14 protein-coding genes and 1 tRNA gene are annotated in these 12,858 nt (G+C 61.1%); 5 read left to right on the forward strand and 10 right to left on the reverse strand.

All coding sequences use genetic code 11. The annotated features are described in order from the left end of the window. Nucleotides 1-16 precede the first annotated feature (16 nt). Nucleotides 17-805: a slipin family protein gene (locus CLH61_RS08990; protein ID WP_099614384.1), complete on the forward strand. Its 789-nt coding sequence runs from the start codon at nt 17-19 to the stop codon at nt 803-805. A 63-nt stretch (nt 806-868) separates the two neighbouring features. On the opposite strand, the gene CLH61_RS08995 is transcribed toward CLH61_RS08990, so the two are convergent. The 3 genes from CLH61_RS08995 to CLH61_RS09005 form a co-directional block, all read right to left on the reverse strand. After that, nucleotides 869-1,150: an Lpp/OprI family alanine-zipper lipoprotein gene (locus CLH61_RS08995; RefSeq protein ID WP_099614385.1), complete on the reverse strand. Its 282-nt coding sequence runs from the start codon at nt 1,148-1,150 to the stop codon at nt 869-871. Nucleotides 1,151-1,331: 181 nt separating this feature from the next. Next, nucleotides 1,332-1,895 (reverse strand): L,D-transpeptidase family protein, encoded by a 564-nt coding sequence (locus CLH61_RS09000; protein WP_099614386.1) that lies wholly within the window; start codon nt 1,893-1,895, stop codon nt 1,332-1,334. A 99-nt stretch (nt 1,896-1,994) separates the two neighbouring features. Beyond that, complete coding sequence (locus tag CLH61_RS09005) at nt 1,995-3,728, reverse strand: potassium/proton antiporter (RefSeq protein WP_099614387.1); 1,734 nt, start codon at nt 3,726-3,728, stop codon at nt 1,995-1,997. A 151-nt stretch (nt 3,729-3,879) separates the two neighbouring features. Between CLH61_RS09005 and CLH61_RS09010 the strand changes: the two genes are divergently transcribed. Beyond that, nucleotides 3,880-3,953: transfer RNA gene (locus CLH61_RS09010), tRNA-Gly, on the forward strand. Between the two features lie 62 nt (nt 3,954-4,015). On the opposite strand, the gene CLH61_RS09015 is transcribed toward CLH61_RS09010, so the two are convergent. Then, nucleotides 4,016-5,326: an NAD(P)/FAD-dependent oxidoreductase gene (locus tag CLH61_RS09015; protein WP_099614388.1), complete on the reverse strand. Its 1,311-nt coding sequence runs from the start codon at nt 5,324-5,326 to the stop codon at nt 4,016-4,018. A 241-nt stretch (nt 5,327-5,567) separates the two neighbouring features. Continuing rightward, nucleotides 5,568-6,839, reverse strand: coding sequence for a hypothetical protein (locus CLH61_RS09020; RefSeq protein WP_099614389.1), 1,272 nt, complete (start codon nt 6,837-6,839; stop codon nt 5,568-5,570). Nucleotides 6,840-7,131: 292 nt separating this feature from the next. On the opposite strand from CLH61_RS09020, the gene CLH61_RS09025 reads away from it, so the two are divergent. Beyond that, entirely contained in the window at nt 7,132-7,584 is a 453-nt protein-coding gene (locus tag CLH61_RS09025; RefSeq protein WP_228152581.1) for a DUF302 domain-containing protein, read from the forward strand. A gap of 28 nt (nt 7,585-7,612) precedes the next feature. Here the strand turns inward: CLH61_RS09025 and CLH61_RS09030 are convergent, their stop codons facing one another. Then, nucleotides 7,613-8,218: a TetR/AcrR family transcriptional regulator gene (locus CLH61_RS09030; protein ID WP_099614390.1), complete on the reverse strand. Its 606-nt coding sequence runs from the start codon at nt 8,216-8,218 to the stop codon at nt 7,613-7,615. Between the two features lie 115 nt (nt 8,219-8,333). Here CLH61_RS09030 and CLH61_RS09035 point away from each other — a divergent pair, with 115 nt between their 5' ends. Next, on the forward strand, nt 8,334-8,888 hold the full coding sequence (locus CLH61_RS09035; protein ID WP_099614391.1) for a carboxymuconolactone decarboxylase family protein: 555 nt from the start codon (nt 8,334-8,336) through the stop codon (nt 8,886-8,888). Between the two features lie 19 nt (nt 8,889-8,907). Here CLH61_RS09035 and CLH61_RS09040 read toward each other — a convergent pair whose 3' ends face one another. Continuing rightward, the gene (locus CLH61_RS09040) at nt 8,908-9,651 is read right to left on the reverse strand and encodes a spermidine synthase (RefSeq protein WP_099614392.1); all 744 of its coding nucleotides are present in this window, start codon (nt 9,649-9,651) and stop codon (nt 8,908-8,910) included. A gap of 286 nt (nt 9,652-9,937) precedes the next feature. Here CLH61_RS09040 and CLH61_RS09045 point away from each other — a divergent pair, with 286 nt between their 5' ends. After that, nucleotides 9,938-10,561 carry a YbhB/YbcL family Raf kinase inhibitor-like protein gene (locus tag CLH61_RS09045; protein WP_099614393.1) on the forward strand — a complete coding sequence of 208 codons (624 nt, stop codon included), beginning with the start codon at nt 9,938-9,940 and terminating at the stop codon, nt 10,559-10,561. Nucleotides 10,562-10,639: 78 nt separating this feature from the next. On the opposite strand, the gene CLH61_RS18390 is transcribed toward CLH61_RS09045, so the two are convergent. The 3 genes from CLH61_RS18390 to CLH61_RS09060 form a co-directional block, all read right to left on the reverse strand. Then, complete coding sequence (locus CLH61_RS18390; RefSeq protein WP_155522954.1) at nt 10,640-10,792, reverse strand: hypothetical protein; 153 nt, start codon at nt 10,790-10,792, stop codon at nt 10,640-10,642. A gap of 134 nt (nt 10,793-10,926) precedes the next feature. Next, nucleotides 10,927-11,766: an ABC transporter ATP-binding protein gene (locus CLH61_RS09055; protein WP_099614395.1), complete on the reverse strand. Its 840-nt coding sequence runs from the start codon at nt 11,764-11,766 to the stop codon at nt 10,927-10,929. Between the two features lie 14 nt (nt 11,767-11,780). Next, nucleotides 11,781-12,857, reverse strand: a complete 1,077-nt coding sequence (locus CLH61_RS09060) for a FecCD family ABC transporter permease (protein WP_099614396.1) — start codon at nt 12,855-12,857, stop codon at nt 11,781-11,783. Between the last annotated feature and the right edge of the window lies 1 nt (nt 12,858).

Raw genomic sequence — 12,858 nt, forward strand, 5'->3', positions numbered from 1 at the left:
CAGACCAGGAGGCAATATGATCGGTGAACTGATTCCTTACCTTGCGCCGACAGTGGTGCTGCTGCTGATTCTCGGGTCAGCCATCAAGATCCTGCCTGAATACGAGCGGGGCGTGGTGTTCTTCCTGGGCCGTTTCCAGGGGGTGAAAGGGCCCGGCCTGATCATCATTATCCCCGGGATCCAGCAAATGGTACGGGTCGACCTGCGGGTCGTCACCCTGGATGTGCCCAGTCAGGATGTGATTTCCAGGGATAACGTGACGGTTCGGGTCAACGCCGTGCTGTACTTCCGCGTGGTGGATCCCGAGCGGGCCATCATCCGGGTGGAAGATTACAACGCGGCGACCAGCCAGCTGGCGCAGACAACCCTGCGCTCGGTGCTGGGCAAGCATGATCTCGACGAGATGTTGTCCGAGCGGGACAAGCTCAACGCGGATATCCAGGAAATCATTGATACCCAGACCGAGGAATGGGGCATCAAGGTGGCTAACGTGGAGATCAAGCATGTCGATCTGAACGAGTCCATGGTGCGGGCAATTGCCCGTCAGGCCGAGGCGGAACGGGAGCGGCGGGCCAAGGTCATTCACGCGGAGGGCGAGTTACAGGCGTCGAAAAAACTGGTGGAGGCGGCCGATATCATGTCGACCAATTCGGGGGCGATGCAGTTGCGTTACATGCAGACCCTGGCGGATATGAGCAACCACAATGCCACGACGATTGTGTTCCCGTTACCACTGGATCTGGTGAAGACGTTCCTCAAGGACTCCCCGGCAAAGGATACCCCCGCCACGCCGGGTGACAGTTGAGGCAGGTGTCCGCCCACAAAAAAGGCCGGTGAGTAACCGGCCTTTTGTCGGTCGCAACAGCCCTTACTTCTGGCTGGCGCGCTCCAGCATACGCTTGGCACGCTCGTTGGCTTCGTCGGCAGCCTGTTGGGCGGCACGAGCAGCAGCCAGAGCTTCGTCTGCAGTCTGCTGGGCAGAACGTGCAGCGCTAGCAGCGCTGTTGGCGGTGTTCAGAGCGTTTTCGGCAGTCTGCTCGGCAGAAGTCGCAGTTGCGTTGGCTTCGTCGAGAGCAGCCTGGTCAGTAGTGGCACAGCCGGCAGTTACGACGGTGGCCAGAGCAAACCCTGCAATAGTCAATTTACGCATATCAAATCCCCTTATTGGTCATTTTACTTCCTGTGATCCAGAAGTCAGTGTAGCCGACATCCTGTCGACTCGCGCCGATAGGCAACGACTACCGGAGTCGTGAAACAGTGTAAAACACAATCGAGCAAAATGTTAACTAACGATACGTAAAACTTCTGAGGATATGACAACAACTTAATGCTCAGGGGAGGATGCGGATGGGGGTACCGTCGGCGACCAGTTGCCAGATTTCATCCATCTCTTCGTTGGTGACTGCAATGCAGCCATTGGTCCAGTCCAGCCCTGCATACGCAAACGCCATGTCGCCGGCCTCGTTGGGCAGGCCGTGAATCATAATGCTGCCACCGGGGTCCAGGCCCCAGGCCCGGGCCAGTTCGGCGTCACGCTTGTTCGGGTAGGAAATGTGGATGGACTTGTAGAAATCGCTGTTGGAATTACGCCAGTCCAGCAAATACTCGCCTTCCGGGGTCCGTTCATCGCCCTCGTAAAGCTTGTGTCCCTTGGGATTTTCGCCAAGGGAGATGCGGTAGCTGCGGACGACGTCTTCGCCGTCAAGCAGGTACAGGCGGCGCTCACCTTTGCGGACCAGGACTTCGCTGATATCGGCGGCGATCTCCAGCTTGGCGGGCTTGCTCTCCGGCATGCGCATGTCGGCCCGGGCAAGCAGGTCGGTAGCAGCGGCGGTGATCGGCAGCAGCAGGCTGGCGGTCATTAACAGCAATGTCAGGAAGCGTCTGGCAGTCATGAAATTGGCTTACTGAAGATTAATGTGGATCTGGCACAGTTTATAGCATAGCCCGCAAGCCAGCTGTTAAGAGGTTTTGTTAACTTTTTGCGTTATCTCTTATCTCGACGGGCTATTTTGTGAACTGTCCATCTTCAGGCCGACCTTGGTGACCTGGTCGGCTTCGGTTGCCCGTGCCACCAGGGTTACCGGACCGAGTGTGACGGTATCGCCCACCACCGGGTGACCCTTGGTGCGCCGTGCAAAACACTCGGCCAGGGACAGCTCCGGTGGCAGCTCGTCGAACTCGATACCATAGACCTGTTCGACGTCGCCAAGCAACGCGTCGCCGTTGAGGACAAAGTCGCCAAAGAAGGCCCTTTCCGCCAGGTGCTTGGGCGCCTGGCGACCGCTCATCACCTTGCCGAGTTCGGTCAGCGCCGCGGGGGTGGCAAACATGGCCACGACATCACCGGAACGGACTTCCAGGTCCGGCCTTGGCTGGTAACAGACCCGGTGGCGGAATACCCCGGCCACCGCGGTGTTCTCCGGCAGCCTGAGCTGGCCGAGGGGCCGCGCTGCCTGCCAGATTTCACCCCGCAGCGGGAACAGCATCAGTTCGTGGTCGCCGGTGGCCGGAACGTCCAGCGGCAGCCGGCGGTAGGGGTCTTCGCCCGCCGGCACTTCCAGCCGCAGTTTGCGGGCCAGCGGTGCAAGGGAGGTGCCCTGCACCACCAGCGACACCAGCACGATGAAGAACGCCACGTGGAAAATCATCTGGGCTTCCGGCAGGTCGGCGATGATGGGGAACAGCGCGAGTACGATCGGCACTGCTCCGCGCAATCCGACCCAGCTGATAAAGCCCAGTTCCCGCCGGTTGAAGCCGAAGGGCCAGAGGGTCACCAGCACGGTCAGTGGCCGGATCACGAAGATCAGCGCCAGGGCAAGTACCAGGCCGCCGCCAGCCAGCCCGAGCAGTTCGGACGGGGTCACCAGCAGCCCGAGCATCAGGAACAGGCAGAGCTGGGCGAGCCAGGCCATGCCGTCATGGACTTGCAGGATCATCGGCATCATCCGTACGGACTGGTTGCCGATGACCACCCCGGCCAGATAGATGGCAAGGAAACCACTGCCACCGAGGGCGTTGGTGCCGGAAAATACCACCATGCCGGCAGCCACGACCAGCAACGGATAGAGCGAGGGAGTCAGGCGGATCAGGTTGGCCAGCCGGGCGATTGCAAAGCCCCCGGCCACCCCGAGAATGGCTCCGATCCCGAACTGTTTGACCAGCATCACCAGGCTGTCCAGGGCAGCGTTGCCGCCACTGCTGGCAATCAGGGTGACCAGCATCAGGGTGAGGAAAATGGCCATCGGGTCGTTACTGCCCGATTCGATCTCCAGGGTGGCGCTGACCCGCTCGTTGAGGTGCAGGCCGCGTCCCTGCAGCAGCGAGAACACTGCCGCCGCGTCGGTGGAGGAGATGATCGCGCCGATCAGCAACGCGGTCATCCAGTGCAGGTCGAAAACCCACCAGGCCACCAGTCCGGCGCCAAAGGCGGTAATGAACACCCCGAGGGTGGCAAGCATCAGTGCCGGGCGCAGGCCGACACGAAAGGTTTCGGCGCGGGTCCGCATGCCGCCGTCCAGCAGGATGACCCCGAGCGCGAGGTTGGCGATCAGGAAGGCCAGTTCGAAGTTGTCAAAATTGACCCCACCCGGGCCGTCTTCCCCCATCATCATGCCGACGACAAGAAAAATCAGCAGCACCGGCATGCCTACGCGGCTCGACAACGGACTGAGCACAATGCTGATAACCAGCATCAGTGCTCCGATCAGGGTAAAGGTAGGGTCCATGGCTACTCCGCTTCTGTTGCCCCGATGATAACAGGTCAACTCCGCGGCGGGCGCCCTCTGGCAGGGTACACCAGGAAAATTTTCGCAGGCCCTTGTCCGCGGGCCGGCGGGCAGATTATAGTCTGCAGGACGTGGCCGGTCGTGCCCTGCTGCGGGTGTAGTTCAATGGTAGAACGGCAGCTTCCCAAGCTGCATACGAGGGTTCGATTCCCTTCACCCGCTCCATCCCCCCCGGTAAAGCTGCCGCTGTTTCCCTTCCCGATCGGTTTTTGTTTCCAGTCCTTGCATCAGTGCAGTTTGAGCCGTGGGTGCATGGCCCGGCTGATCCGGTCCATCAGCCAGATAATGCCGGTGCGTACCACGCCGTGCAGCGCCACCTGGTGCATGCGATACAGCGAGATATAGAACAACCGGGCGACCTTGCCTTCGATGTACATGCTGCGGCCGGACAGGTTGCCCATCAGGTTGCCCACGGTGGTGTAGCGGCTGAAGTTGATCAGCGAGCCATGGTCGTTGTAGACGAACGGCACCGCGGCCCCGCCTTCGAGGCGACGGCTGAGGGTCTTGAACAGGGTGTCCGCCTGCTGGTGGGCGGCCTGGGCCCGGGGTGGCACCGGGCGTTCCGAGTCCGGTTGCGGGCATGCGGCACAGTCGCCAAGGGCAAAGATATTGCTGTCGCCGGTGGTTTGCAGGGTCTGCTCGACCACCAGCTGGTTGCCCCGGTTCACTGCCAGTCCGTCGAGCTCGGCGAGGAAGGCCGGCGCCTTGATACCCGCCGCCCAGATGGTCATCTCCGAAGCCAGTTCGGTGCCGTCTTTCATCACGATGGTGCCGGCCCGGACCTCACTGACCGGCTGGCCGGTCAATACCTGCACATGCTGGCGTTCCAGTTCCCGGGTTGCCGCTGCGGATAACCGCCCCGGCAGGGCGGGCAGGATGCGGTCGGCGGCTTCCACCACGGTGATGGAGACGTCCTGCGAGCGCAGGTGGTTCATGCCGTAGACCGGAAGCTCACGGGACGCCAGCCGCAGCTCCGCCGCCAGCTCGACCCCCGTGGCACCGGCCCCGATGATGGTGATCGGCAGCTCATGGCGCTTACCGGCGAGGGCCTCGTGGTTCTTGCGCAGGAAGGCATTGAGCAGCAGTTTGTGGAAGCGTCGGGCCTGCTCGAGGCTGTCGAGGAACAGGCAATGCTGCTGGGCGCCGGGGGTGCCGAAGTCATTGGCGGTGCTGCCCACGGCCAGGACGAGGGTGTCATAGCTGATCCGGCGTTCGGGTACCACCTCGGCGCCGTCGTCGTCGCGGAACGCGGCAATGACGATTTCCCGGGCTTGCCGGTCCAGCCCGCTCATCCGCCCCAGCTGGAATTCGTAGTGGTGCTTGCGAGCATGGGCGCGGTAATTGATTTCGTTGGCGTTGGCGTCCAGGGAGCCGGAGGCGACTTCGTGCAGCAGGGGCTTCCAGACATGGGTCAGCCCGGCGTCCACCAGGGTAATGCGGGCTTTCTTGCGCTTGCCCAGTTTATTTCCCAGACGGGTGACCAGTTCCAGGCCACCGGCACCGCCGCCGATGACCACAATATGATGCAGGTTATCCATAACAGCTTACCTTGAAGTGAAGACAGCCAAGGGCTCTGGGCCAGAACCCTTGGCTTTCTTCACGGTACGGCAGGACATGGTGGCAGTGGGGCGTAATGCTAACGCGTCGCGCCGGGACGGACAATTCTCCCGATGGCCCGGAAGGCCTGTGCGACTTTGTGATGACGTCAATGGTGCGATCGCGGGCACGGGGCATCCGCCCGGAGTGGCCTCCGGACGGGTGTTGTGGCGCCGGTGCCGGTTACATCAGGCGAACGCTGCGGATCTGAGACAGCTCCACCGGGATGTCCATGTTGCCGCCATGAACATACTGCCGTAGTTGGATGCGCTGGCCATCGACCCTGAGGATCCGGCCCTTCATGGTGCGGCCGCCGACCAGGTTCAGGCTGACGTCCTTTTGCAGGTGGCGGGCCAGTGCGGTGGCAGTGACGGCGACGGTGTTGCGGGTTACGGCAACCGCGTCACTGGCGGATCCGCGGCTGGCCTCGCGGCTGTCGTCCCCGGTCACGGCTTCGGCCTTTGCCATTGCCACGGCCTGCAGGGGCAGGTTTGCCGTGCCGATTTTCGGGTTCAGGCGCTGGCTGAGATAGACCGGATCGGTACTCAGGTAGTTCTCGGTCAGATCCAGCCGCGGAAATGGCGCGATTTCCAGCAATAAGGTGTTACCGGGCTGCTCCAGGTAATCCCGGTAGGCGTCCATCACCGTGGTGCCGGGATCTATGGTCAGCGCCTGCCAGTTCTGGCGCCAGGCGGTTAGATGCTGCTCGCGGAATTCTGCAGGACTGACGTCGGTCTGCCTGGCGCAGAAGTCGGCGACCCGGCGCAGATAACCCCGGTCCTTGACCTCCAGGCTGGCAAAACTGAGTCGGGAGGAGCGGGCAAAGGCGGGGGTGGCGCCGACGTTATCAAGGCTCATGTCGTTGTCGAACACCACCTTGAAGGTGACGGCGGCCTGGCCGCGGGTCTCGAACTCGCCCTCGATGGCAAAGCGGGTGCCGGCGTCAGTTACCCGGTAGCCCAGGCTGGTGTCCCAGACCAGGGTGCTGTAGCCCATGGCCGCCAGGTCACCTGCGTCGAAGTGATCGCGGTCACCGCAACCGGCGGCCTCGAAGCGGGCAAAGGGGTTGTCGCCGCCGGCTTTCGCCAGTAGGTCGAGGTATTCACTGTCAATGTCGAGGGCGACGCCCTGCACCGACAGCTGCATGTGATCCGGAATCTGTTTCTCCCGGAGCTGGCCGCCGAGTCGGAACAGCACCCAGGGGTTGCCGGTGTCCAGCTTGACCCGCTCCACGGTAATTTCGTCCGGTGAGCTATGGGGTTGGAAGGCCATGTTGGCAATTTCAACGCTGCCCGACGGGTGCAGCGTAACGTCGCCGTACACCAGTTCACCGATCGGAGACAGCTGGGTGGCAATCTGGTCCAGCCCTTCGGTTATGTCCCGTTTGATCTGGTAATGGGAATAGAACAGCGCACTGGCGATGACCACGACAAGGATCAGAAAGGTACGTTTCATAAGGTTCCTGCAGGGGGTTCCGTTTCCGGACTCAGCGTCCATTGCTGGCCCCGCTGATAACCGGCGGGCCTTGCGGAATCATACCTTACCGATTTGTAAGTTTCCAAGGCGGCAGATTTTATAGCTTTCGGACATAAGGCTGTCCGCCGGGAGCTGGCCAGGCGTCGCGCTGGATTGCTGGCGCAGCAGCGATGTGGCCGCCACGTGGAGTTTTCCGCCCAGGTGGACTAGCCTGAACGAGGCGCTGATGCGTTATCGTCCAACCCAACTCCAGAGCAACCGGGAGAATCCCGTGACCACTGTCCGCCTTATTGTTGTTGTAGTCGCTGCTTTGTTCAGTGGCCTGGTGAATGCCGCTGACGGGATGACAACCCTGAAGAGCCCCCACAGTGCCAGTGAAACCATGGATCGACTCGAGGCCGTCATCAAGGAACGGAATCTTGGAGTGTTTGCGCGTATCGACCATGCCGCGGGCGCCCGCAAGATCGGCAAATCACTGCGGCCGACGGAAGTGATTATCTTCGGAAATCCACAGGGTGGCACGCCGTTCATGGCGTGTGCCCAGACGGTCGGTATCGATCTGCCGCTGAAGGCTCTGGTGTGGGAGGATGAGTCGTCACAGGTCTGGCTTGGTTATAACGAGCCGGCCTACCTCGCGCAGCGGCATGGCGCGGTTGATTGTCCGGTGGTCGAAAATCTGGCCAAGGCGCTGGACGGCATCGCCCGTGCCGCCGTCGCCCCATAGAGCCTAAGGGGAGGTCACCGGGCTGACCTCAGTGATGCAGCCGGTAGGGCTCCAGCAGTAACGCCATATCCTCTCCCAGTTGCCGCACATGGGCGGCGGTGACGTCCCGTTGGGCAAACGAACGTAAGCCGATGATCTGTGCCTGCAGCAAGCGGGCGAGGCGCGGGCAGTCGGTGTCCGGTTTCAGCTCGCCGCGGGCTTTGGCCGTCGTGAGTACTTCGGCCAGGCGTGTTTCTATGGCTGCGAGAATCCCGTTTACCTGATCACCCAGCGGACCGTCGGTATGACTGGTCTCCAGCAGCGTTTTGACCACCATGCAGGCCCGCGATGGCACCGTAGCGCCCGGAGCGCAGGCCGCGGCAATGTTACGGAGGTAATCCTGCAGGCCGTCGATGATGGCGTCGTAACCGGCCAGGTGGTCTGCCAGTTCCTTGCCTCCCCGCTCGGCATAACGTGCCAACGCTTCCGCAAACAGCCCGTCCTTGCTGCCAAATGTGGCATAAATGCTGCCCGGGCGCATGTCGAGAGCCTGTTCGATCTGCTTCATGGATGTGGCGTGATAACCCTTCTCCCAAAACAGGGCAACGGCGTGATCCAGGGCAATCTGGCGGTCAAAGCGTGGAGTTCTGGCCATAACGGTTTGCTGCGTTTGGGAATTTGAACGGACGATCAATTATATCTTGAACGCTTGCTCATTAACAGGTACGGTGAGGCTGTATTTGAATGAGCGCTCAAAAAAGGAGAATGCCATGACAGGCTTTACACTTCACGACCAGAACTCGGCTCCTGACGCTGCCAGACCGCTGCTGGATGATTCCAGGAAATCATTCGGGATGATTCCGGGTCTCCATGCGGTGATGGCCGAGGCGCCAGGGGTGCTGGAGGGCTACAAGACGCTGCACCGGCTGGTGCTTGAAAGCAGCTTCGACAACGACGAAAAGACCGTGGTGTGGCAAACCGTGAATGTCGAGCATGGCTGCCATTACTGCGTACCGGCCCATACCGGCATTGCCAGGATGATGAATGTCTCCGATGACATCACCAACGCCCTGCGGGATGAAGCCCCGCTGGCGGACGCCCGGCTGGAAGCGCTGCGCAGTTTTACCCTTGCGGTAGTCCGTAAACGGGGTGAGGTCAGCCGCGAGGACCTGCAGGCGTTCCACAACGCCGGCTTTACCAAACGCCAGGTGCTGGAAGTGATTCTGATCGTGTCCCAGAAGGTGATGAGTAACTACATCAATCACATTGCCGAAACCCCGGTCGATGAGCCTTTCCGCAAGTTCGCGTGGCAAAAGAACCGGTAGCGGGCCATCGTGGGGTCACTCAGCTCAGTCGCGTCACCTTGCCCATCAGCTTGCGCCAGTCGATGGGGAGGCGGGCTTCAAGCTCGGCGAGCAACGGATCCCGTGAGTTCAGTGCCTCGAAGTGCCGTTTGCTGGCATAGATCACGGTGTTGTTGCTCCTGCTCCGGAACAGCAGCACGTCCGCAAAATGGATTTTCAGTTGCCGGAAAAACGGGCTGGCGTGGTCCGGCGTGCGATGATAATTGAGCGCCAGCCAGCCCTCGGCGGACAGGGCCCGGCTGCACTGGGTAATAAACTGGCGCTGGGCCTGGGCAGGGCTCATGCGCTCGGCACTGTACAGGTCTGCGAGAATGAGATCGGTGCTGCTGTCGGGCATCTGTTCCAGGGCGTTGCGGGCATCGCTGATGGTGACCCGCAGCCGGTCGCTGTCCGGCAGGCTGAAGAATTCCCGGGCAACGTCCAGTACTGCCTGCCGTAACTCGACCGCATGCACCTGGCACGCCGGTAACAGGTGATGCAGCGCGCTGGCCATGACACCGCCACCGAGGCCCAGCACCGTGGCGTGTCGCGGTTGCCCGAAGGCCACCGGAAGCAGCATCGCGCGGTTATATTCGTGCACCGGAAGCCACGGCGAACGGCGGTCAATCTTGCTCTGCTCAAAGATTGTGTTGAAGGTCAGCACCCGGTGCCTGCGGTAATCCACCACCAGAATGCTGCCGAGCGCATCCCGCACGTGGTGAACGATTTCGCCCTGATTGAACATGTCAGCGCCGGCCGGTGCACGTGGTTTTCGTGCGATCGGGGGCAAAGCTGGCGGGCTGGCGGGTCAGGTTGGTCATGGTTGCTTCCCGGTGAAGGTTCCTGTGGCGGATCATGATAGCAAGTCTCCAACGATATCACCGGTTTGCGTTGACGCTCTGCTTATTCTCACGGCTCTGCTAATCTGGACAAAGGTACGAACCGGCTGTTAAAACCGGGCCACTGCACGCGAAACAGTCCAGAGCCAAACATTTCAGAGCCAAACATTTCAGCAACAGGAGCATGAAATCGTGAAGATCGAGGTACAAGGCATCGAAGACGGCCAGCCGATTCCGGAAAAGTTCGCCTTTGGCGTGTATAACGCTGAAAGCCACATGAGCTTCGGTCCCAACCGCAATCCGGAGGTCTCCTGGTCAGATGCACCGGCGGGCACCAGAAGTTTTGCCGTGATCATGTTTGATCCGGACGTGCCGAGCCGGGCGGATGACGTGAACCAGGAAGGCAAAACCGTACCCGGGGACCTGCCACGGGTAGATTTCTTCCACTGGTTGCTGGTCGACATTCCCGCCAGCGTCAATCGCATTCCGGAGGGCCATGACAGTGATGGCGTTATTCCCAAGGGCAAGGACCACGGCCCGGGACCGACCGGTGTCCGTGGGGTGAATAACTACACCCAGTTCCTCGCCGGTAATGCTGACATGGCAGGGACCTACGCCGGTTACGATGGCCCCTGCCCGCCCTGGAATGATGAGCTGTTGCACCATTACCACTTTGAAGTCCATGCGCTGGATGTGGACAGCCTTGGGCTGACCGGGGAGTTTGATGGCAACGATGTACGCGAGGCGATGAAAGGCCATGTGCTGGCCAGCGCCAGAGTGACCGGTACTTACACCCTGAATCCGGATCTCCGTTAACCGCATCCGGAGGTGAGAAGTAACGCCCGGCCATCGTGCGGTAGCCTGCCGGCCGGGCTTGAACTACGGATTAACCGCTCAGCCCGTTGCCCCCCCGTTGTCATCCCCCGGGCTCTGGAGACAGGTTGTCTTGTTGCCGCATTCAATATCATCACTGCTGACACCTTCCGCGTGGGCGGTTGCACCCATGGCGAAGGCGAGCAGAACGCCGAGTAAGGTCAGGATTCTCATGGTGGTGCCCTCCGTATGGCTGGTGGCCATCCTCCGGGTTGCCCTGAAGGCAGGTCCTGGAGAATGGTGTTCGCGGTATGGACACATCAAAGTGCGGAACGTTACACCATCACTGGCCTGGTGAGCGGGCTTGATTAACCGGTCTCGCGCTGAGCTGCTCCAGGTATCAGGCTGCGGTCAATCACTGGCGGGCTGTCCTTGAGTGACTCGGCAAACCCGGAGCAGAACGGGCGACCATCCTGTCCAGAGCTAATGGTTGTCTGTACCCGAAACACCCGGTTGATCAGGGCTTCGGTCACGACTTCCCGGGGACTACCGATGGTGTCGAGCCGGCCGCGGGTCAGAACCGCAATCCGGTCGGCAAATTGCGCAGCCTGATTGAGATCATGCAGTGACATCACCACGGTTAGTCCGTGCTGGCGGTTCAGGGTAGATAGCAATTCCAGCACTTCCAGCTGGTAGCCCCAGTCCAGGAAAGTCGTCGGTTCATCCAGCAGCAGGATGTCGGTACCCTGCGCCAGGGCCATGGCAATCCACACCCGCTGCTGCTGCCCTCCGGAGAGTGCTTCTACCGCTCGTTCTGCCAGGTCCGAGACTCCCGTCATGGCCATTGCATCGATGGTAGCCTTGTCATCGGAAGTCTGATTCCGCTGCCACCATTTTCGGTGGGGGAAACGCCCCAGAGCGACCAGGTCCCGAACCTTGATGCCTTCCGGCACAATCGGTTTCTGGGGCAGCATGGCGAGCCTGAGAGCGAGTAGGCGCCGGTCCCATTGCTGAATCGGCTGATCGTCCAGATAGACCTGGCCTGACCTGGCCGGCAGCAGCCCCGCGAAACTTTTCAGCAGGGTACTTTTACCGGAACCATTGGGACCGAGCAGGCAGGTGATCCCGCCTTCGGGAATGGATAGGGATAGGTTATCCACAACCGGCTTGTCGCCGTAAGCAAGTGAGAGATGCTCGGTTCGTAACATGGCAAGCTCCGGCTTCAGGGTTGATGCGACAACAGGTAAAGAAAAAACGGCACGCCAAGAATGGCGGACACCACACCGACGGGTACTTCGTAGGGAACAAACAAGGTTCGGCCAAGTAAATCCGCCAGAACGGCCACTACCCCTCCGAGCAGTACACATAACACCAGCTGAACGGGAAGGTTGGCGCCTGCCAGCCGGCGGCAGATGTGGGGTATCAGCAGGCCGATGAAGCCAACGGGGCCGACAACCCCGACAGCACTGGCTGCCAGCAGGGTCGCAATGAGCAGGGCAAAGGCGCGCCAGCGATTCAGCCCGAGGCCCAGAGTGCGTGCGTGTTGATCGTCGAGCTGCATCACATCCAGTGGGCGTATGAGCAACCCTACCCCGGCCAGCCCGATGAGCGTCCATGGCAACAACGCACGCAGATGTTCCCATTCCGCGCCGTACAATGAGCCGGCTAGCCACTGGGCAACCAGTTCGGTGTGGGCATGGCCCCAGAATGCAAGGGCGCCGGTGGTCAGTGCGTGTAACATGCCGGCAATGACGGCGCCGGTCAGAGTCATCTTGACTGGCGACAGAGTGCCGTGTCGCAGGCCGAGGAAGTACACCGCAAGGGCCGTCACCAATCCGCCCACCATGGCAAACAGGGGTAAATACTGAAGCGCGAATGATGTATTGCTGTACGGGTTGGCGCTGGAAACCATCCAGTCGCCAATGATGAAGGCGAGTACGGCAACCAGACTGGCGCCTGCCGAGATGCCGAGAATGCCGGCCTCTGCCAGCGGGTTGCGGCTCAGTAACTGGAGCAACCACCCGGACAAGGCAAAGTGAATACCAATTATTGCGCCAGTCAGGGTGCGTGGTAGCCTGAGTTCGAGCACCACTCGCTGGATATGTTGCGAACTGTCGCCGGTCAGTCCCGCCCACACCTGGGGCCATGTCAGGTCCACCGCCCCCGATTGGACTCCCCCCAGGATCACCAGTACCAGGCAAAGTCCGCCGGTCAGTAGCAGTGTGGCAACAGGGCTCGTACTTGGCAGGCGAATCCCCCGGCGGCCTGCGCGCGGAGGTGTCGTTACTGGATTGGTCACC

The sequence above is a fragment of the Marinobacter profundi genome (genome assembly GCF_002744715.1).
Taxonomy (GTDB): Bacteria; Pseudomonadota; Gammaproteobacteria; order Pseudomonadales; family Oleiphilaceae; genus Marinobacter; species Marinobacter profundi.